Annotated in this window: 19 protein-coding genes; 9 read left to right on the top strand and 10 right to left on the bottom strand. The window is 71.5% G+C overall.

The features are described from left to right. Positions 1–291 precede the first annotated feature (291 nt). A complete protein-coding gene (locus tag HEP85_RS03160; protein ID WP_168525996.1) occupies positions 292–522 on the top strand; it encodes a DUF397 domain-containing protein in 231 nt (76 codons plus the stop codon). A gap of 99 nt (positions 523–621) precedes the next feature. Then, positions 622–1,542, top strand: a complete 921-nt coding sequence (locus tag HEP85_RS03155; protein WP_168525994.1) for a helix-turn-helix transcriptional regulator — start codon at positions 622–624, stop codon at positions 1,540–1,542. Between the two features lie 56 nt (positions 1,543–1,598). Here HEP85_RS03155 and HEP85_RS03150 read toward each other — a convergent pair whose 3' ends face one another. Continuing rightward, complete coding sequence (locus tag HEP85_RS03150) at positions 1,599–2,417, bottom strand: SAM-dependent methyltransferase (RefSeq protein WP_168525993.1); 819 nt, start codon at positions 2,415–2,417, stop codon at positions 1,599–1,601. 469 nt (positions 2,418–2,886) lie between these two features. On the opposite strand from HEP85_RS03150, the gene HEP85_RS03145 reads away from it, so the two are divergent. Continuing rightward, positions 2,887–3,498 (top strand): flavin reductase family protein, encoded by a 612-nt coding sequence (locus tag HEP85_RS03145; RefSeq protein ID WP_168525991.1) that lies wholly within the window; start codon positions 2,887–2,889, stop codon positions 3,496–3,498. Between the two features lie 72 nt (positions 3,499–3,570). Here the strand turns inward: HEP85_RS03145 and HEP85_RS03140 are convergent, their stop codons facing one another. Beyond that, positions 3,571–4,260, bottom strand: coding sequence for a TetR/AcrR family transcriptional regulator (locus HEP85_RS03140; protein ID WP_168525989.1), 690 nt, complete (start codon positions 4,258–4,260; stop codon positions 3,571–3,573). A 728-nt stretch (positions 4,261–4,988) separates the two neighbouring features. Here HEP85_RS03140 and HEP85_RS03135 point away from each other — a divergent pair. Next, entirely contained in the window at positions 4,989–6,122 is a 1,134-nt protein-coding gene (locus HEP85_RS03135) for an ABC transporter permease (protein ID WP_168525987.1), read from the top strand. Between the two features lie 59 nt (positions 6,123–6,181). Here the strand turns inward: HEP85_RS03135 and HEP85_RS03130 are convergent, their stop codons facing one another. Continuing rightward, positions 6,182–6,448 carry a hypothetical protein gene (locus HEP85_RS03130; protein ID WP_168525985.1) on the bottom strand — a complete coding sequence of 89 codons (267 nt, stop codon included), beginning with the start codon at positions 6,446–6,448 and terminating at the stop codon, positions 6,182–6,184. A gap of 477 nt (positions 6,449–6,925) precedes the next feature. Next, positions 6,926–7,663: an acetoacetate decarboxylase gene (locus HEP85_RS03125; RefSeq protein WP_168525983.1), complete on the bottom strand. Its 738-nt coding sequence runs from the start codon at positions 7,661–7,663 to the stop codon at positions 6,926–6,928. A 170-nt stretch (positions 7,664–7,833) separates the two neighbouring features. Here HEP85_RS03125 and HEP85_RS03120 point away from each other — a divergent pair, with 170 nt between their 5' ends. Further along, on the top strand, positions 7,834–8,703 hold the full coding sequence (locus HEP85_RS03120; RefSeq protein WP_369657567.1) for a 3-hydroxyacyl-CoA dehydrogenase family protein: 870 nt from the start codon (positions 7,834–7,836) through the stop codon (positions 8,701–8,703). A gap of 89 nt (positions 8,704–8,792) precedes the next feature. Further along, entirely contained in the window at positions 8,793–9,425 is a 633-nt protein-coding gene (locus tag HEP85_RS03115) for a TetR/AcrR family transcriptional regulator (RefSeq protein ID WP_168525982.1), read from the top strand. A gap of 165 nt (positions 9,426–9,590) precedes the next feature. Here HEP85_RS03115 and HEP85_RS03110 read toward each other — a convergent pair whose 3' ends face one another. After that, positions 9,591–10,643, bottom strand: a complete 1,053-nt coding sequence (locus HEP85_RS03110; RefSeq protein ID WP_168525980.1) for an Lrp/AsnC family transcriptional regulator — start codon at positions 10,641–10,643, stop codon at positions 9,591–9,593. Positions 10,644–10,827: 184 nt separating this feature from the next. On the opposite strand from HEP85_RS03110, the gene HEP85_RS03105 reads away from it, so the two are divergent. Next, the gene (locus HEP85_RS03105) at positions 10,828–12,303 is read left to right on the top strand and encodes an MFS transporter (RefSeq protein ID WP_369657566.1); all 1,476 of its coding nucleotides are present in this window, start codon (positions 10,828–10,830) and stop codon (positions 12,301–12,303) included. A 22-nt stretch (positions 12,304–12,325) separates the two neighbouring features. On the opposite strand, the gene HEP85_RS03100 is transcribed toward HEP85_RS03105, so the two are convergent. From HEP85_RS03100 to HEP85_RS03080, 5 genes are all read right to left on the bottom strand, one after another. After that, positions 12,326–13,159, bottom strand: a complete 834-nt coding sequence (locus HEP85_RS03100) for a ribonuclease BN (protein ID WP_248001810.1) — start codon at positions 13,157–13,159, stop codon at positions 12,326–12,328. Positions 13,160–13,540: 381 nt separating this feature from the next. Next, positions 13,541–15,814 (bottom strand): protein translocase subunit SecD, encoded by a 2,274-nt coding sequence (secD, locus tag HEP85_RS03095; protein WP_168525978.1) that lies wholly within the window; start codon positions 15,812–15,814, stop codon positions 13,541–13,543. Positions 15,815–15,890: 76 nt separating this feature from the next. Then, positions 15,891–16,523: a hypothetical protein gene (locus HEP85_RS03090; RefSeq protein ID WP_369657565.1), complete on the bottom strand. Its 633-nt coding sequence runs from the start codon at positions 16,521–16,523 to the stop codon at positions 15,891–15,893. A 51-nt stretch (positions 16,524–16,574) separates the two neighbouring features. Then, entirely contained in the window at positions 16,575–17,234 is a 660-nt protein-coding gene (locus HEP85_RS03085) for a response regulator transcription factor (protein WP_248002440.1), read from the bottom strand. A gap of 2 nt (positions 17,235–17,236) precedes the next feature. Beyond that, a complete protein-coding gene (locus HEP85_RS03080) occupies positions 17,237–18,190 on the bottom strand; it encodes a sensor histidine kinase (RefSeq protein WP_168525974.1) in 954 nt (317 codons plus the stop codon). Positions 18,191–18,485: 295 nt separating this feature from the next. Here HEP85_RS03080 and HEP85_RS03075 point away from each other — a divergent pair, with 295 nt between their 5' ends. Next, positions 18,486–18,812, top strand: coding sequence for a TraR/DksA C4-type zinc finger protein (locus HEP85_RS03075; RefSeq protein ID WP_168525972.1), 327 nt, complete (start codon positions 18,486–18,488; stop codon positions 18,810–18,812). 52 nt (positions 18,813–18,864) lie between these two features. Continuing rightward, positions 18,865–19,239, top strand: coding sequence for a hypothetical protein (locus HEP85_RS03070; protein WP_168525970.1), 375 nt, complete (start codon positions 18,865–18,867; stop codon positions 19,237–19,239). Positions 19,240–19,256 lie beyond the last annotated feature (17 nt).

Here is a 19,256-nt window from a genome sequence, read left to right as displayed (position 1 = left end):
GAGGGCGATGCGGCCAGAGGTGTCCGACCTGCCCACGGCGCGGTCTTTCCGCCTGCGGGACTTGGTGCTTGGCGTGCGGATAACGACACGACATCTCCCTGATGCGACGTCAGGTCCGGTGCGTCAACGGTGCGGTTGACGCCCGAGCTATTATCCATCCTGTCGACGCCCGTCGTGCAATTTCACGGGAAATTGCACAGCTTCTGGCTGGAACAGGACCGCGCGGTATCGGTCCGACCCGGCGGGCGGCCGACGTGTACACCGTGGTGGAACGTGAGCAAGGAGAGTCCGGTGTCATCAGTGCGAAACGGAACGCGGGCCAGTTCGCTGGGTGTCCGCTGGGTGAAGAGCCGGCACAGCAACGCCGAGGGCAACTGCGTCGAGGTGGCACCCCTGGACGAGGGAGGGGTGGCGTTGCGCAACTCACGCGACCCCGACGGCCCGGCACTCGTCTACACGGCCGCCGAACTGGCCGCCTTCCTTGCCGGGGCGAAGGACGGGGAGTTCGATCACCTGGTGTGAAGCGGAGCCGTACGGTTCCACTTCTGCCGGAATATGCGAGACAGGGCCGAGAGATGCGAGGATGGGTTCTTCTCGTCTGCCGGTCCACAGGGAGTAAGGATGTCCGCCGAGTCACCTCGTATCTCCCGCCTCGAACCGTATCTGAAGCGGACCGAGCCGGCTCCGACCCTGCTGAAGATGCTGGTCGGCGTCCAACTCGCGGGTATCCGCGAGGATGTCGGCCTCTCGCAGGAACAGGCCGCCCGTGCCATCGGGTTCAGTCCGGCGAAGCTGTCGCGCATCGAGGCGGGCAAGGGCCGTCGGCCTCCGACGGAGGGGGACGTCCGCGCGCTGTTGGATCTCTACGACACCGACGGCCATGAGGCGTCGGTCCTGCTCCAGTTGTTGCAGCGGGCCGGCGAGCCTGGATGGTGGCAGCGCTACGACAAGCGGTTGATGCCCGAGTGGTTCGACCGGCTGGTAGGGCTGCAGGAGGCCGCTGCCGCCATCCGCACCTTCGAGATCCAGTACGTCCCCGGGCTGCTCCAGACTCCGGCCTATACCAAGGCAGTTGTGGAACGAGGTCTGCCCACGGCACCGGCCGGTGAGGTGCAGCGGCGCGTCGAGCTGCGCACGCGCCGCCGTGAACTGCTGCGTCGTGACGACGCCCCACAACTGTGGGCGGTCATCGACGAGTCGGTCCTGTGGCGGGTGCTGGGCAGCCGCGACGTGATGCGCGAGCAACTGCAGTACCTCGTGGACATGGCTCAGCGGCCCCACGTGACGCTGCAGATCGTTCCCCTGGACGTGACGAACGCGTCCGCGCCCGCCATCCCCATCACCTACCTGCGCTTCGGCGGTCTCGACCTGCCCGACATCGTCTACCTGGAGCACATCAGGAGCGCGAACTTCCTGGAGGACCGGGACGAGACCGAGGAGTACCGCCTGGCCCTGGACCGGCTGGGAGACGAGGCTCTCACCCCGCGGGAAACGCTGACGCTGCTTCAGAAGACGGCCGACGAGCGGTATTCCGCCTCGTGAAAGCGCTTCGGCTCCACCGGCCGGAGCCGGTGGAGCCGAAGCGCTGACGACATCTCCTACCTGAGCCGTCCGACCCCGCCGAACTCAACCCACTCCTGGGTCAGTTGACGAGGCGCCACCTCGGTGTCGGGCCGCCAGGTGGACACCTCCACCAGACCCGGCTCCAGGACGTCGAGGTCCTCGAACCACTCGGCGACGTCCTTCTCCTCACGGACCCTGCCCCAATGCCCCTGGGTCGCCTGGTCCATGAAATCGGTGACGAACTCCCGGACCTTCGCGTCCTCGCTGACCAGCTGACACATCACCATGCAACTGCCGGACACCAGCCGTTCGGCCACCCGGCGTGACACGGCGACAGGGCCGTCGGTCTCGCTGTCCGGAATGCAGTGGAAGACCGAGTTGAACAGCACGGCCACCGGCTGCGAGAAGTCGATCAGGCGCTGGGTGTCCGGGTGGGAGAAGATCTTCTCCGTCTCGCGCAGGTCCGCGTGGATGACCGTGGTGCGGTCGTTCTGGTCCAGCAACGCGCGGCCGTGCACCAGCACCATCGGGTCGTTGTCGACGTACACGACCCGCGACCCGGGATCGACACGCTGGGCGACCTGGTGGACGTTGTCCTGGGTGGGCAGGCCTGACCCGTGGTCGAGGAACTGCCGGATGCCGTAGTCGGCCGCCAGCGTCCTGACGACCCGCTGCAGGAAGCGCCGGTTGTTCAGCGCCAGAGCGCGGGTGCTCGGTACGACCTTGTCCAGTTCGGCGCAGGCCGTCCGGTCCGCAGCGTAGTTGTCCTTGCCGCCCAGATAGTGGTCGTACATGCGAGCGGCGGTGGGTACCGTGGCGTCGATCTTCGTGGACAACTGCTTTCCAGCCTGCATCGTTCCCCCAGCTCCAAGCTGCTTCAGGTGGCTTGGCTTGACAGACAATACATCCTAGGCAAAGGGCATTTGGGGATGCCAGCCCGTTGACCAAGGATCTCGGAACAGAGTCGTCCGGCCTCCTTCCGCGCTCCGGTCCACCGCGCGGCCCGTCAGTCGGTGAGACCCGGCGTCCCCGCCGCCCGGATCGACGGCCGGACCTCGGCCAAGGACGTCAAACGGGCTACGGCGAGGACCTGTCCGCCTACGGCTTCGAGGACTACACCCGCGTCAAGCACGTCATGACCTCGCTCTGACCTCGTAGGGCCTCCGCCGGCGTGGCGCCGGAACGCGCACCCGTCCGGCGTCACGGGAACCCGGGGGCGACGGACGCGCCGCCCGGACGGCTGCCGCCGGACGCCGGTGTGACGCTCCGGGCCCGCGCGTGTCGGACGCGTCGACCGCCGCGCCGTCCGGGGAAGGTGAGGCCATGCGCGTCGACTTCGATCCAGAGGCCATGGACAGCACGTCCTTCTACGGGCTCATGACCTCCGTCGTGGTGCCCCGTCCGATCGCGTGGATCTCCACCGTCACACCGGACGGGGCCACCGAGAACCTCGCTCCCCACTCCTTCTTCACCATCGCCAGCACCGATCCGGCGATCGTGCAGTTCACCTCGATCGGCCGCAAGGACTCGCTGCGCAACGTCGAGGACACGGGGGAGTTCGTCGTCAACTTCGCCTCCGAATCCCTTCTCCACCAGGTCAACGCCACCGCCACGGACTTCCCGCGGAGTGTGAGCGAGTTCGGCTACGCGGGCATCGAACGGGAACCCAGCCTGCATGTGCGACCGGCCAGGGTGGCCGCCTCGCCCGTCGTCCTGGAATGCCGGTCGCACACGACGCTGCGTCTGGGGAACTCCACGGTGGTCTTCGGGCGGGTGCTCCACATGGCGGTCCACGAGGAGTTCATGGCCGGCCGACGGCCGAGTTCCGCACGCCTGCGTCCGTTGACCAAACTGGGCGGTGACGAGTGGGGGACGCTCGGGGAGGTCCTCCATCTCTCGCGCATCCCCTACGAGGAACTGCGCGGGACGGACTGAGGGCCCTGGGCCGTCGCCGCGCGGGGAGTGGGCCGGTCCCGCTCCCCGTACGGGAGGTGAGGCCGGTCCCGGTCACACCCCCGAGGGACCGTTCCCGCGGTCGCCGCCCTTGACGGGGTGCAGGTGGACGGTGAGGTCCTCGTTCGTGGGAGCGGGGGGGAGCGGCCGGGCACCGTCCGGGCGCAGGCCGTCCAGGAAGATGCGCACGTGACGGGCGGCGAGCGCGCTGGCCTGCTCGACGGGGAGGTGGGGGAGCGGGCGGCAGGAAAGCGCTCCGGTGGCGATCAGATCCACCGCTGTCGCGTCCGGACGGACCACGCCCTGGGCGCGGGCCGTGGCCAGGAGCTCCTCCAGGGCGGCCACGATCTCACGCTGCAGGGTCGCGGCCTCGGGATCGTCGGTGACAGGCCCGCCGATCAGGGGCAGGACGAGCATCTCCCGCTCGTCCACCAGGGTGAGCAGGAATTCCCCGATGGCGGACAGCGGGTCGCGGGCCGAGGTGTCGAGCGCCCGGCGCACGGTGCGGAGCACCAGGGTGAAACCGTCGACGACGACCTGCCGGATGAGTGCGTCACGGTCGGCGAAACGCCGGTAGAGCGTGGCGATGTTGACCCCGGCACGGCGGGCGATCTCGTCCAGGGGGGCAGCGGTGCCCAGCTCCCGGAAGGCGGAGCGTGCCGCCGCGAGGATCTGGTCACGGTTGCGCGCGGCGTCCGCCCGCAACCGCGGTCGGCCGTCTTCTCGCGATGCGCTGGGAGTCACCGGGGGCCCGTCGCCTTCTGTTCTGTGCGGTCTGTACTGGCGGACGTGTCGAGATTACGGCAGTGGCGGTCCCCACAACACAACAAGTGCAGGATTTTCTGCGTTTAGTGTACCGTCGACGAGGTCGGTCCGGGCGGCACGCCGTGAGTGCGCCCTGTGGCGCGGGGTGCTCCCCGCTCCGTGGGCCGGCGTTCGTCGCGGGCGCCGACGGTGTCTCTCGCGGCACTCCTCATCTGTCGCGAGAGAAGAGAAGCGGTGACGGCCGTGCAGTTGGCACAGTGCAAGGGCAGGGCGGCGGCGATCGGCCGACGTGGCGCCACGGAGGTGGCCGGCACGCCGGTCGTCGAGTGCGCGCTTCAGGGCACCGGGCGGTCGCCGTGCGGGCCGGCGCCGTCGCTCCAGGGCTGACACCGGCGGCGATCGAACCGTCCGCCGATGGCCGTCAGACGCCACCCGTCAGACGCCACCCGTCAGATGTGGCCGTCGGCCCGTTCGTGAGGTCGAAGCCCTCCTGGCGCGGGGGTGAGAGGGCCGCCCGAGGCGCACTTGACCGGCCGGAGGGGTCATCCCCGCCAGCCCGGACGCGTCGACCCTGGAACGGCAGCCGCGCCGCGACCCACTCCCCTCGCATCGGCATCACCACCCCGCGCACCTCCTGACCACCGGTCGCGTCCTCGACCGAGATCACCTCCCGCGCACGTCGCGGGCACCCAGAGAGCCCCTCCTTCATGCAGAGCAGTTCGGAACTCCCCGCCATCGCCTCACCCGACGGCACCCTGTACGACCCGAACGCGCATCCGGCGGGCCATCGCCCCGCGCACGCCCGCCCCGCGCTGGCCGACACCGAGCCGGGCATCCCGGCCCCGGTGCTCGACGCGGCCGCCGGAGTCCGCAAGGCGATGCTCGTGCCGGTCGTCACCGCGCTGGCGATCGGGACGATATTCGTCGCCGTCTATCTGGCGGCCTTCCACGCGCCCAGCGCGCGTCATCAGCCGCTCGGCATCGCCGCGTCCGACACGGTGGCCGCCCGCACGGAACTCGCTCTCAACAGCGCGGCACCGGACGCCTACACCTTCCACCGCTACGCGGACGCGGACGCCGCCCGCCGGGCCATCGTCCACGACGAGGTTCCGGCCGCCCTGGTCGGCGACGCCCGCGGCATGCGTCTGCTGGCCGCCGGCGCGCAGGGCCCCTCCGTGGTCTCCAGCCTCGCCACGGCCGCCACCCAGGCGGTCGGCCACCCCGTCCCCGTACGGGATGTGCGGCCACTGGCCGCCGGGGACGCCCGCGGACTGTCGGCCTTCTATGCCGCGTTCGGCGTCGTGCTCGCCGGGTTCCTCTTCGCGGTGTCCTCGTACCAGATCGCCCCGCGCCTGCCGCTCTCGGCCCGCGCGGCGTCGATGCTGGTCTTCGCCGCCGCCTCCGGTGCGACGGTGGCGCTCATCGCACACTCCGGGTTCGGCGCGCTCCCCGCGTCCTTCCTCACCGTCGCCGTCGTGGTGGGACTGCTCGCCTGGGCCACCGCCGCCGCGACCGGAGTGCTGCTGCGGCTGTTCGGCCCGCTCGGCATGCCGGTCGCCTCCGTGCTGCTGCTGATCCTGGGCAACGCCACCTCCGGCGGCATCCTGCCGGCCACCTTCCTGCCCGCCTGGCTCTCCCCGCTGGCCGAGCTCCTGGCGCCGGCGGCCGCGATCCAGGCCCTGCGCGACGCCGCCTACTTCGACAACGCGCACCTCACCGGATCGCTGCTCGCCCTGGTCGCCTGGGTCGTGGGCTGCCTGGCTCTCCAGTACCTCCTGGACCGGATCGCCGCACGCCGGGACGCGACCGCGCTCTCCGCCACCGCCGTGCTCGGCCACTGAACCACCAGTCCCCCTTCGCCGGTGGAGGAGCCGGGCGTCGTCGAGGCCGGGGGCACGGATCATCCGTACCCCCGGCCACGGTGCTCCGGCGGACTGAACAGGCTGTGCAAGGAGAGCGCCGCGGCGATCGCGGTGCGGTACCGGAGAGCGGCGACCACCTCGGCCGTCGCCGTTCCTGACGCGGCCCGGACGCTGTTCCCGCGGGCGACCGATGTGGCGGTTGCGGCGTTGAGCGCCGGCGGGCTGCTGGTGGGGACCGCGGGGAGCGCCTCCGCGACCGCGTCGATCGCATCGCCCTGAGCGGGACGTTCTCGTTGGGCGTCCACCGCAACCACTCCGTGGCCTCGGGCAAGGTCGGAGTCCAGGACCTCGCTCCCGGTGATGCGGTCATCGGCGTTTGCTGGGACCGAGGCGACAACCTCGGTATCGGAAACGTGTGGTAGCGCGTCATCGGGGAGCGCTACTCCGGCAACGGAGTCGAGCTGTTCATCGCCGGACGGACGTACGGGGGGCACGTGGACGGCAACGTGGTGTTCCACGCCGGAGCCGTGCCGATCTGCTAGAACCTGGGCCGATCCTCCACCTGAGCTCAGAGAAGGGGAAGGTCGCCGGGAGATCGAGCGCATGCCCCACCGCGTCTGGGTGGAGGCCTCCAACGAGGGGCGGCTCTCGTCGGAGGCGGCCCCGGAGGATGCGCCCGGTCCCCCAGGTCCGCCAGGTCTGGCAGGTCCGCCCGGTCGGCGCGGTCGGCCTGTCCGGGCTTCTGCGCCGGCGAGGGGTGGGGCAGAAGGGGCACGAGCTCGTCAGGCGGCGAGGTAGTCGTGCACGGGTGTCATCGGAGCGAGGGTGAGATCCGTGACGATGTGGCTGGCCGAGACGATCTCCAGGACGGGCAGATCGGCCAGCGGGGCCATGGCGTGGGCGAACAGCTGGAGGCGGGCGGGGCCGGTGTAGGCCTGCTTGACCGTGACGTCGCTGATCTCGGTGCGGACCAGATCGCAGGCCCGCAGGCGGCCGTCGAGGCCCGGGACGATCTTGACCGCGAAGGTGGGTGCGGTGATCTGGTTCCGGGCCTCCGCCGTGTCCAGCGGCTCCCACTTGTAGGGCATCGTCGCGGTCGCCACGCGCTGGGTGCCGTAGTCGAGGGTGCCCACCAGGGCGCCGTTGTCGGCGAACAGGGCCGGGGTGCCGATGGTCTTGGGATAGGCGCTCAGCTCCCGGCCGGCGGCGGTGGCCGCGAAGTTGTTCAGGTGCATGACGTGCAGATACTCGCCGTGCTCGGCGCCGAGACGGACCGGGATCGCCTGGCCGGACTCCAGATAGGGACCGTAACCCTCCACGTCCCCCATCTTCATGACCTCGAAGCGCACCAGCGGCTCGCCGATCTCCAGCGGTTCGGGGACGATCGCGCGCAGCGCCTCGGGGTCGGTCCGATAGACGACGTTGAAGTACTCGCGGTCGGTGAAGCGGGTGCGGCGGAGCGGGTAGACGGGGGTGGTCAGCGGGGTGACGGCGTGACGTCGGACTTCTTCGGCGCGCATGGAACCTTCTCCTGGGACTGAGGTGATGTCGAGCTGCGGGGCGGTTGCCCTCCTCATATCGGATACACTCTGTATCGGATACAGGGTGTACCCGATTGAGCCCGGCAGGCAAATCGGTCCCCGTCCGCGCTGATCGCGGTACACCTCCGCCGAAGCGAAAGAAGACGGCCATGACGTTCGCCCTCCCCACGGACACAGCCACCCGCCCGGTCGCCGTGCTGGGCGCCGGCACCCTCGGGCGTCGTATCGCCCTGATGTTCGCCACCCGTGGCGGACAGGTACGCGTCTACGACCCCGCGGTCCAGGCCGGGCAGGACGCCCGCGCCTACGTCGAGCAGCAGGTGGCCGAGGTCGCCGCCGGCATCGAAGGCGGCACACCCGGCACGGTGACCGCCACCACCGACCTGGCCGAGGCGCTGGCAGGGGCCTGGCTCGTGGTCGAGTCGGTGCCCGAGCGTCTGGAACTGAAGAAGCGGGTCTTCGCCGACCTGGACAGGACGGTGGACCCCGACGCGATCCTGGCGAGCAACTCCTCGTCGTATCCGACCAGCGAGTTCATCGACCACGTCACCCGGCCCGAGCGCGTGCTCAACATGCACTTCTACATGCCGCCCCAGCAGCCGGCGGTCGATCTCATGTCGAGCGGCCACACCGACCGTGCCGTCCTCGACCTGCTCCTGCGGGAACTGCCGCAGTACGGTGTCCTCCCCTTCGAGGCCCGCCGTGAGAGCACGGGTTTCATCTTCAACCGCATCTGGGCGGCCATCAAGCGCGAGGCCCTCTCCGTGGTCGCCGAAGGTGTCTCCACCCCCGAGGACATCGACGCGATGTGGGCGAGCACCATGGGAACGCGGGGGCCGTTCCGCACCATGGACCAGGTCGGTCTGGACGTCGTGCTGGACATCGAGAACCACTACGCGGCGAAGAACCCGAACCTGCCGGCCGGCCCCCGCGAGTTGCTGCGCCGCTACATCGACGCCGGGCACCTGGGTGTCAAGACCGGCCACGGCTTCTACGACGACTACCACCAGGCGGACTGATCACCACCGGTTCCCGGACGTGACCGTCGGTCGCCTACCCTGGCCGTGCGGCCACTCCCGCCCCTCCGGACCACGAAAGGGCCCTCGACGTGCCGAAGTCACCGACCAAGCGCCGGCCTCTGACCCGCGCCGCCCTCACCGAGAGCGCTTGGGCCCTGTTCACCGAGAAGGGCTTCCACGCCACCTCGATCAGCGACATCGTCGAACGCGCGGGCCTGACCCGGGGCGCCTTCTACTCCAACTACCGGGACAAGGAGGAGCTCTTCCTCGCCCTCTACGACATCCACACCGACCGACTGCTGGCCGACCTCGACACGGCCGCCGTCGAACCGGAGCCGGGGGAGCACCCGATCGTCCAGTTGCGCGAACGCGTAGCCGGACGTACCCCGCAGGAACGCCAATGGTTCCTGGTGTCCATGGAGTTCACCCTGCACGCGGCCCGCAACCCCGCGGTCGCCGAGCAACTGGCCGTCCACGAGGACCGGCTCACCCAGGGCCTGACCGACGTGCTGACCCGGACACTCGCCCGAGCCGGCGCCCAGCCCGTCGTCCCGGCCGGCGATCTGGCCCGGCTGCTCATCGCCCTGTTCGAGGGCCTCACCGCCCACCAGCTGATCCACGGCCCCACCCGCGGCTTGGAACACCTCACGCCCCACCTCGTCCACGCCCTGACCACCCCGGCCCCGCCCGGCACCCTGCGGCCGGGGCCCGACCACGCGTGAGTACGGCGTTCCGATCCCCACGCCCCTGATCCCCTACGCCGCTGATCCCCCGTGTGGTCGATCTCCGATGCGGGGGCCGTGCGGTCGGGAGTGACTGCCGAAGCACACGAAGAACGACGCTCCCCGGGGGCGCCGTCGACTGACGTCGGGACCGGGTCCGGTCCCTCAGTTCGTGCGCAGCGTCGCGGCGGCCTTGTAGGTGCGCAGGACCGGCGCGGTCTCGATCCGGGCGATCGCCCGCAACGCCACCTTGCGCGTCAGGTACTGGTGCAGTTCCTCGGCGTCCCGGCACAGCGCGTGCGCGACCAGGTTCGTCGGTCCCGTCGTCGCCGCGACCACCGCCAGCTCCTGGTGTCCGGCCAGCTCGGTGGCGACCGCGTCCAGGTGCGCGGGCGCCACCTGCATCCACAGCAGCGCCGACACGGTCACCCCCAGCACGGACGGCTCGATGTCCACGTCGAAGAACAGCGCGTCGCGCGCCCTTAGCGTGGTGAGCCTGCGGGCCACGGTGGACGCCGTCGAACCGGTCGTGGCGGCGAGTTCGGCGTAGCTGAGGCGGGCGTCGTCGCGCAACGCGGTCAGCAGGAGCCGGTCGGCGTCGGTGAGCTGGTAGGCGGAGCCGCGCGGGTCGGGTTCCGTCGCGCCCGAGCCTGTGCCCATTCCTTTGCCCATGTTCGTGCCGGTGTCTTTTCCCGGTGAGGGGCCTGGCGTACTTTCCGCCCGCAGCCGAGCCTGCTGGGCGGCATCGAGGGTGGCGACGCGTCCGCGCCACGCGGTCGGGCCGCCGAGATAGGTGTGCAGGAGGTAGTGCGCGGACACCGCGGTGATCCCGGCGGTACGCGGGATGTCACGCAGCAGCAGTGCGTGCGCGTCTGGGCCCGACGGCGTGGTGTGGATGATCGCGACGATCTCGGTACCGCCGGAGGTCAGCCGTACCCACGAGGTGTCGGGGCGGCGGGCGAGCGCGACCGCGATGTCGTGCGCGGTCCGCGTCGCGGCGGTCAGTCGTACGAACCACTGGTGGGCGCCGGAGCTGCGCGGCGACGGCAGAGCGACCACGCGAAGTCCCGCCTGCGCGTACAGACGGCGGTAGCGGCGCACGACCGTCTGGGTGGAGGAGCCGAGGATCTCGGCGACGAGCGTGAACGGCGCCCGACCGTCCACCTGCAGGGCATGGATCAAGCCGCGGTCCAGCTCGTCCAGTGTGAACCCATCCATCGACCTGACCCCCGTTCGTGGAAGTAATCGCCGTGTTCTGTCCAGGACATGGAACCACGCGCCTGATCGACGGGACGGTGGTCGTCGGTCGCGGACCGCCCGCTCGGCGGCCCGCCAACCAGGACACACCGCGCACGACACCGCGTACGACAAGCCACGTATCGCCACACCCAGGGGGAGACGCATGTCCCACAGCACCGGTCATGACACGCCGATCGGCACCGGCTCGAAGGGCGAGGACGAGGGCGGGCCGCCGGCCCGGAGCGCGTACCGGTGGCGGTGGCCCGCGCTGGCCGCGGTGCTGGTCGCCGAGGCGATGAACCTGCTGGACACCACGATCGTCCAGGTCGCGGGCCCGGTCATCCACACCGATCTCGGGGGCGCGGACGCCGCCGTCCCGTGGTTCAGCGCCTCCTACACCCTCGTGTTCGCGCTCGGGCTGCTCACCGGCGCGAGGCTCGGCGACATCGCGGGCCGCCGCCGTGTCTTCCGCATCGGCGTCGCGACGTTCGCCGCCCTGTCCCTGGCGTGCGCGCTGGCGCCGAACACCGAGGTGCTGATCGGGCTGCGCGCGCTGCAGGGCGGTGCCGCGGCGCTGGTCATCCCGCAGACGTTCGGCCTGATCCGGGCGATGTTCGACGGCGACGAACTGTCCAGGGCGCTGGGCACGATAGGCCCGGTCATGGGTCTGTCGGCGGTCCTGGGTCCGGTACTCGGAGGGGTCCTGACACACGCCGACCTGTTCGGCACGTCATGGCGCGCCTGTCTGTTGGTCAACCTCCCTCTCGCCGGCGTCGTCCTGTTCGTCGCGCGGCGACTGCGTGAGGACCGCGCGCCGGTCCGGCCCCGGCTCGACCCGGTGGGGACGCTGCTGGCGATGGCCGGCATCGCGCTGGTGGTGTGCCCGGCGACGACCGGCACACCGGGACCGGCCGGATGGACGGCGGTGTCCCTGGGCGCGGCCGTCCTGGTGCTGTTCGTCGCCCACCAGCGTCGCGCCGCGCGCCGCGGCCGGGCTCCGCTGATCGAACCGGCTCTGCTGCGCGGTCGTGCGTTTCCCGCCGCGCTGGCCACCTCCACGCTCTTTTTCGCCGTCATGAACGGCGTCATGATCACCGTGGTGCTCCACCTGGAGCTGGGCCTGCACCGGGGCCCGCTCACCGCGGGCCTGACCCTGCTGCCGTGGTCCGCCGGGCTGGCCGTCGCGTCGTGGGCCGCGGGCGCGTACCTGGTCCCGCGGTACGGGACCCGTGTCATGCACGCGGGGGTCGCCACCCTCGCCGGCGGGCTCGCCGGCGCGGTTCTCGCCTACCGGTCCGCCCCGCTCGACACGTACCCGGCGGCGCTGCCTTTCGCGCTCGCCGTCGCGGGCCTTGGCACCGGTCTGTTCACGCCGCCGTTCTTCACCGCCGCGCTGAGCGGTGTCGGCGCGCAGGAGACCGGTTCGGCGGCCGGGCTTCTCAACGCCGTCCAGCAACTGGGCGGCACGCTCGGTGTCGCTGTGGTCGGCGGTGTGTACCTGGCGGGCGACGGCACCCCGCGCGGCGCCGCGCAGGCGGCGCTCGGCACGGCCGGGGCCGTCCTCGCGGCGACCGCGGTCGCCGCGGCCACGATGACGGCGCGGCCGCGGAACGGGGTCCGGGACCGCGGCCGGGCGTGAAACCCCCGTGGACGCACGGCCTTCACAGGGCGGCGTGCCGCTCCACGGCGTCGTGGATGTGGCGGCCCAGCAGGGCTCCGCCGAAGACGACGAAACCGACGCCGATGAGCCACGACTGCACGACGAGGACGGTGCCGACGGTTCCGTAGCTGATCGCGTTGTTGACGATCAGCGGCGAGAACACGACATACGAGAACCCGCGCAGGCCGACCAGCCCCGCCATCGTGGCCACCGCGCCCGGCAACAGCGCCGACCACCTCACCCGCTCGCCGAGCAGGAAGTGCTGCCCCCACCAGAAGAAGAGGATGCCGAAGAACACGGTGAGGGCGACGCGCACGATGGTCTCCGTGAGGCCGCCGACCAGCACCGCGCCGCTCTCCGCCTCGCTGAACAGATACGCCGTCAGGGCGGCGAGCCACACCACGCGGCGCCACGCGTGGTGCCACGGGCCCGCGGGGATCTCCCAGATCCGCTCGTAGCCGTTCTGCACGCTCGAGGCGAAGCTGAGACCGAACAGCGCGACGGCGAGCACACTGAAGGCGCTGGTCGTGCTCAGCACCCTCCGCGGTGCCGAGAACAACTTTTCGACGGCGTCCGCCGGATGCCCTGACAGGCTCATGCCGTCGATCACCCACAGAGCGAAGCCCCGGTGTTCGAAGGGGGCCGCCGCCGCGACGACGATCAGCAGCGGCGTCAGGGTGACCATGCTCAGTGCCGCGAACCCCATGGCCCGGTGCAGCAGCTCCAGTTCGCCGCCGTGCTGCCAGAGGCGTCCGAGGGCCGAGTCGTGCCAGACGGCTCGCGGGGTCCGGCGCCGGCGCCGTCCGTCGGGTGGCACGTCGGAGGAGCCCGTCATGTGCACCTCGCTTCCCGGTGCCTCCGAGGCCTGTGGCTGTCTCCCGCGCGCCGAAAGGCTCCCGGCATCTGGCGCTCCTTCCCTGAGCCGGCACCCACGGACAGCGGTACCGGGGGTCCGGCCCAGCCGCCTGGGGGAACGTTGACGGTTTCCCGCCCCGCTCCCGGACCAAACACGCCCCGGCGGTCGATCACCCTTCCGGCCGGGCGGCCCCCTCCGGCGCGGCGCGGCGCGGCGCGGAAGGCCAGGCCGGCGCGTTCGTGCCACGACGGAGCCGAGTGCCCCGCGGCGTCGGGACCCGAGCCCGCCAGTGGAGTGGCGCCGACGTACCCGGCCTCATCGGCGCCCTCCGTGAACTCACCTTCGTCCGCGGTGCGTTGGTCAGGGGATTCCTTCATGGCCGACCTCGCGCTCCCGGCGTGCGGGACGCCGGGGACGGCCCACACCCTGGAGTTCGATCGCGACGGGGACGGCCGTGAAGACGGAGGAGTACGTGCCGACGGCGAGGCCGATGAGCAGGGCGAGTGCGAAGTCGGTCAGCGAGTCCCCGCCGAGGACGGCCAGCGCGGTGAGGATGAGCGCCGCGCCCATACCCGTGTTGACGGTACGGGGCAGCGTCTGCAGGATCGCGTGATCGGCGAGGTCCGGCAGCGGTTTGGCGGCGTCGCGCCGGCGCAGCTCCCTGATCCGGTCGAAGACGACGACCGAGTCGTTGACCGAGTAGCCGACGACGGTGAGAAGGGCGGCGAGGAAGACGCCGTCGACGGGCTTGCCCAGCCAGGCGAAGACGCCGACGAGGATGAGAACGTCGTGGGCGAGCGCCGCGACCGCCGCGGTGCCGAACAGCCAGCGGAAGCGGGCCGCGAGGTAGAGCAGCTGGGCGCCGAGGGCCACGGCGAGCGCGATGAGGGCGTTGCGGCGCAGTTCGTCGCCCAGGCTGGGGCCGATCAGCTCGTCGCGGACCTTGTCCGCACCACCGCCGAGCGCCCCGACGGTCCGTGTGACCGTGGCCGCCTCGGTGTCGGTCAACTCCTCGGTGCGTACCGTGAGTCCGGTGTCGCCGGAGGACTGGACGACCGCTCGGGAGACTCCCGCGGCGGCGAGGTCGGCGCGGGCGCGTTCCGGGTCCACGGGGACGCCGGTGGCGTATTCCATCAGGCGGCCGCCGGTGAAGTCGATGCCGAACTGAAGGCCGCGCACCGCGATGCCCGACGAGGCGAGGACGAGGACGGCGGCCGAGACGGCCAGCCAGCGGCGCGGTCGGCGCATCAGGGCCGGACCGCGGCGCATGAGACGGTCGCGGACCCGGCCGGGCGTCGCGATTCCGGTGAGACCGGGCCGACGGCGCACCCACGGGCGGGACGCGGCGTGGTCGGCGAGCACGCGCGTGACCACCAACGCGCTGACCATGGAGGCGACGACGCCGAGGCCGAGGGTGACACCGAATCCGCGTACGGGCCCGGAGGCGAGGAGGAACAGCAGCGCGGCCGCGATCAGTGTGGTGACGTTGGAGTCGGCGATCGCGCTGAAGGCGTTGCGGAATCCGGCGGTGAGGGCCGAGCGCGTACTGGGGCGGTGCCCGGTGGTGTACTCCTCGCGGGCGCGTTCGAAGACGAGCACGTTGGCGTCCACGGCCATGCCGATCGCCAGCACGAAGCCGGCCAGGCCGGGCAGGGTCAGCGTGGCGCCGACGACGGCCAGGGCGGCGTAGGAGATCAGCGCGTGGCAGAGCAGGGCCACGACGGCCAAGAAGCCCATCAGCCGGTAGACGGCGATGATGAACAGCGAGGTCAGGGCGGTGCCGATGGCCGCGGCCCTGGCGCTGGCCGTGATGGCGCGCGCGCCCAGGGTGGGCCCGACGGTGTGCTGTTCGACGGTCTCGACCGGTACCGGCAGGGCGCCGCCGTTGATGAGCAGGGCCAGCTCCCGGGCCTCGGTGTCGTCGAAGGAGCCGGTGATCCGCGTGGAGCCGCCGGGGATGCCCGTCCCGCAGGACACCGACGGGTTGATCCGCGGAGCGGAGATGATCCTGTCGTCGAGGACGATGGCGACGCGGCGTGTGGGGTCGTCCGCGGGCCGGCAGGCGGCCTCTCCGGTCAGCCGGGCCCACCGGTCACGGCCCGCGTGGTCGATGTCCAGGGTCACATGCCAGCCGGCTCCCGTCTCCTGGTCGAAGCGTGCGGCGGCGCCCTTGACGTCCTTTCCGGTCAGGGCACTGTTCTCGGCGAGACGCAGAGGGTGGCCCGACTCGTCGGGCAGGACGAGGTCCCGGGCGTCCTCGCGCCGGTCCACGGGTCCGTCCGCCGTGCCGAGCACCGGGTGGAAGGTGAGCTGAGCGGTACGGCCCAGTACGTCGGCCGCCTCTTCGGGATCCCGGACGCCCGGCAGTTCGACGATGATCCGGTCGCTGCCCGAGCGGACGAGGGTGGGTTCCGCGACGCCGAGGGCGTCGACGCGCCCGCGCAGCACCTCCAGAGTGCGGTCGGTGGCCTCCCGGCCGGCCTCGGTCGTCGGCGTGGAGCGGGTTTCCAGCACGATCTGGGTGCCGCCGCGCAGGTCGAGTCCGAGACGGACCGGCACGGTGCGGGCGACGTACAGCGATACGGCGATCACGGCGAGGGCGAGCAGTGCCCTCACCCGGGCGGAGCGGATCAACGGTGGCCTCCGGCGGGCACACCGCGACCGTGTTCAGTGCGGTCGCGGCGGAAAGAACGGGGAACGGAACGGGGCGTCAGATGCCGGAGGACGCGGGAGGTGCCCGCCCACGGTCGTGGACCGCGGGGCCGGGGGAGCGGGGCGCGGGTTCGGAAACGGGCGGTGTCCGTACGAGGGCGGCCGGGGGGACGGCCGTGGCGTCGGCGGTGGTGGCGGGGTGAGAGGGCGGCGTCGGCCACTCGCCGTTGAGCTGGTTGCGTCCGGCCGCCCGGATGGAGCAGAGGGCGGCGCACTCCTCGTGGGCGCGCGGGACGACGCCGGGACGGTGATCGGCGGCGTCCGGGCCGTGAGAGGGGCCGGCCATGTCGGTGTCGGTAGAGAGGGCGGGCCCGTCCGTGCGGAGGGTGCGAGCGGCAGTGTCCGTCCCGGGACGGTGTTCGGTCGCGTCCGTCCCGGGACGGTGTTCGGTCGCGTCCGTGCCGGGACGGTGTTCGGTCGCGTCCGTGCCGGGACGGTCCCCGGTCGCGGCCATGGGGATGTGGAGGCCGGCCGACGCCGCACCGCCGCGTACCCGGTCGGCCCGCCCCGCCGGTGGACCGTCCACGGCGAACGTGGTGAACAGTGCCAGCAGGACGGCCACCAGTACGGCGCGGGCCGTGGGGCGCCGGGCACCGGTCACGCGACGAGCGGTGCGCGAAGCGTCGAGCATGCACCGTCCTCGTTTCGTGTGGGGTGCGTCCGGCGGCGCGGCCAAGGCCGGTCAGGGTTCGACGGAGCCGGCCCGGATGGCGTAACGGGTGAGCTCCAGACGGTCGCGCAGACCGAGCTTGTGCAGCAGGTTGGCGCGGTGCCGCTGGACGGTCTTGACGCTGATGAAGAGGAGGTCGGCGATCTCCTTGGACGAGTGCCCCTCCGCGACGAGTTTGAGGACCTCCTCCTCGCGGGGCGTCACAGCCTGGTCGGAGAGCTCCTCGCCGTGACGGACCCGGTCGAGGTAGTTGCGGATGAGGGCGGCGACCGCGCCGGGATAGAGAAACGGCTCGTCGCGCATCGCGCTCCGGCAGGCGGCCACCAGGTCCCGGTCCGCGACCGATTTCAGCACGTAGCCGCAGGCCCCGGCCTTGAGGGCCTGGAAGAAGTACTGCTCGTTGTCGTGCATCGTGAGCATCAGGACGCGCAGATCCGGCTTCAGCGACGCCAGTTCGCGGGTTGCCTGAAGTCCGGTCAGACGGGGCATCGCGATGTCCAGGACGGCGAGGTCGATGTCGTGAGCGCGGGCCATCCCGATCGCCTCCGCGCCGTCCCCGGCCTCGGCGACCACTTCCAGGTCCGGTTCCCGGTCGAGGATCAGCCGCACCCCGCGTCGTACCAGCGCGTGGTCGTCGGCGAGCAGGATACGGATCCTGGTGGGTTCGGTCATCGTCACGGCCGTCTCCCGGGGACCGGCGCGGTCAGCCGGATCCGGGTACCGGTGCGGGCCGCGGGGGTGATGTCGAGGGCGGCCCCGATGAGCAGGGCACGCTCGCGCATGCCGCGGATCCCGGCACCCTCGCAGGCGGCCTCGATACCGCGGCCGTCGTCGACGACGGCCAGCACCACGGCGCCGTCCGTGTGACGCAGGCTGACCTCGGCCCGTTCGGCGTCGGCGTGGCGGGCCACGTTGGTCAGGCTCTCCTGCGCGACACGGTAGAGAACCAGCTCCGTCTCCGGCTCCAGGGCGGGCAGATCGGCGTCGAAGTGACGCAGTACGCGCAGCCCGGTGTGGGTGGCGAAGTCGTGGGTGAGCGAGGTCATGGCACTGACGAGACCGAGATCGTCCAGCACACCGGGGCGCAGCCGGCGCACCAGACGGCGGACCTCGTCCAGGCTTCCCCGGGTGATCTCCTGAGCCTGGTGCAGCTCGTCGCGCAGCGGCCCGTCCGCGTCGTCCGCGGCGCGCTTGAGGGCCAGCAGGATCGCGGTCATGCTCTGACCCACCTCGTCGTGCAGCTCATGCGCGATACGGCGCCGCTCGGCCTCCTGGGCGAGCAGGACGCGGGCGCTGCTCGTGGCCCGTTCCTGTTCGAGCCGGTCGAGCATGGCGTTGAACGCGCGGATCAGCTCGGCGACCTCACCGCCACCCCGCGCGGGCAGCCGTTGACCGGGGCGCAACAGGTCGACGGTGGTCATCAGTCCGGTCAGCCGGACCAGTGGCGCCAGGCCCCAGCTCAGCAGCGCGGCGTTGGCGACCAGCATGACCACCAGACCGCCCACCAGGATGACGGCCTCCGTCAGTACCACCGGTACGGAGACGGTCACCGGAGCCCAGAGCAGCAGCCCGGTGGCCGTACCCAGCACCACCGCGTTGAGCCCGAAGATCCGCCAGAACAGGGACATCGGGGTTGAGCCTCCTTCTGTGACGCGGCCCGTACGGCGGGCATCGCGCACCCCGGACGAGGCGCGGCCCCTGATCCCGAACCGGCCTGCCGCCAGCCTGCGTGTCCCCGGGCGGCCGGGTCCATGGGGTCCAACGCCCATTTCCCAGGGCCCGGCCCACCCATGCCCGTACGGCGTGGATGCCTCGACCCCGTACGAATGGAGCCTGGACCCTATGGGGTTCCGCGGCCCGGACGGCCAGGCTCGAGGCATGCCGCAGCCCGTTGCTCACCAGGCCCCGCGAAAGGAACGCACCATGTCGCTCGACGTCACCCGAACCGAACCGCGCCGCGACCGTCCGACAGCTCAGGAGGCCCGCCGGCGTCTCGAGCACGCCCGGGGGACCAGGCTGATCCAGTTGCGGGCGCTCACCGACACCGGGCCGGCCGCCGACGACCATCTGACGTCCGCGCAGAAGTACTCCATCGAACGCGTGCTCAAAGAGATCGACGCGGCCTTCGTCCGTATCGAGGACGGCACCTACGGAACCTGCCTGGGCTGCGCCAGGTCCGTCCCGGCGGAGCGGCTGGAGATCCTCCCGTACACGGGACACTGTGTCGCCTGCCGGCGCCGGGCCGGCTGAAAGCTGACCGTCCCCCTCCGACACCCGTCAACTGGCCTGCCCAAGGGATGAAGTGGTGAACAACCAGATCATCGGCGCCCGCGACACACATCTCCCGCCCGAGGACCTCGACCTCGTGGCACTCCGCGACAACCTGCTCGAACAGCGTCTGTTCCGACAGGAGCAATTGCGGCAGATCGCCGCCACGGCCCGCGCGGACGCGCCGCCCGGACAGCGGGCCGTCTCGCAGGCAGAGGTCCGCGTCCAACTCGCCGCCTCCGCCCGCATGGTCCTCGCCGACGTCGACGCCGCCCTCATCCGCATGGACGAGGGCGGGTACGGCGTCTGCGGGCTGTGCCGGCGCCCGATCGAGAGCGAGCGGCTGGCGATCGTGCCGCAGGCCCGCCACTGCACCCGCTGCCGGCAGGTCAGGGAGGCCGGCCGGTGAACACGGCACGCCGCCTA

The sequence above is a fragment of the Streptomyces sp. RPA4-2 genome, assembly GCF_012273515.2.
In the GTDB taxonomy this organism is placed as follows: Bacteria; Actinomycetota; Actinomycetes; order Streptomycetales; family Streptomycetaceae; genus Streptomyces; species Streptomyces kaempferi.
Note: the sequence above shows the minus strand (reverse complement) of the source record. Positions and strands in the feature narration are given on the sequence as shown.

Coding starts and splice junctions, on each gene's coding strand:
- HEP85_RS03155 (WP_168525994.1), top strand. CDS start 622: ATGTCCGCCGAGTCACCTCGTATCTCCCGCCTCGAACCGTATCTGAAG.
- HEP85_RS03150 (WP_168525993.1), bottom strand. CDS start 2,417: ATGCAGGCTGGAAAGCAGTTGTCCACGAAGATCGACGCCACGGTACCC.
- HEP85_RS03145 (WP_168525991.1), top strand. CDS start 2,887: ATGCGCGTCGACTTCGATCCAGAGGCCATGGACAGCACGTCCTTCTAC.
- HEP85_RS03135 (WP_168525987.1), top strand. CDS start 4,989: ATGCAGAGCAGTTCGGAACTCCCCGCCATCGCCTCACCCGACGGCACC.
- HEP85_RS03125 (WP_168525983.1), bottom strand. CDS start 7,663: ATGCGCGCCGAAGAAGTCCGACGTCACGCCGTCACCCCGCTGACCACC.
- HEP85_RS03120 (WP_369657567.1), top strand. CDS start 7,834: ATGACGTTCGCCCTCCCCACGGACACAGCCACCCGCCCGGTCGCCGTG.
- HEP85_RS03110 (WP_168525980.1), bottom strand. CDS start 10,643: ATGGATGGGTTCACACTGGACGAGCTGGACCGCGGCTTGATCCATGCC.
- HEP85_RS03105 (WP_369657566.1), top strand. CDS start 10,828: ATGTCCCACAGCACCGGTCATGACACGCCGATCGGCACCGGCTCGAAG.
- HEP85_RS03100 (WP_248001810.1), bottom strand. CDS start 13,159: ATGACGGGCTCCTCCGACGTGCCACCCGACGGACGGCGCCGGCGCCGG.
- HEP85_RS03090 (WP_369657565.1), bottom strand. CDS start 16,523: ATGCTCGACGCTTCGCGCACCGCTCGTCGCGTGACCGGTGCCCGGCGC.
- HEP85_RS03085 (WP_248002440.1), bottom strand. CDS start 17,234: ATGACCGAACCCACCAGGATCCGTATCCTGCTCGCCGACGACCACGCG.
- HEP85_RS03080 (WP_168525974.1), bottom strand. CDS start 18,190: ATGTCCCTGTTCTGGCGGATCTTCGGGCTCAACGCGGTGGTGCTGGGT.
- HEP85_RS03075 (WP_168525972.1), top strand. CDS start 18,486: ATGTCGCTCGACGTCACCCGAACCGAACCGCGCCGCGACCGTCCGACA.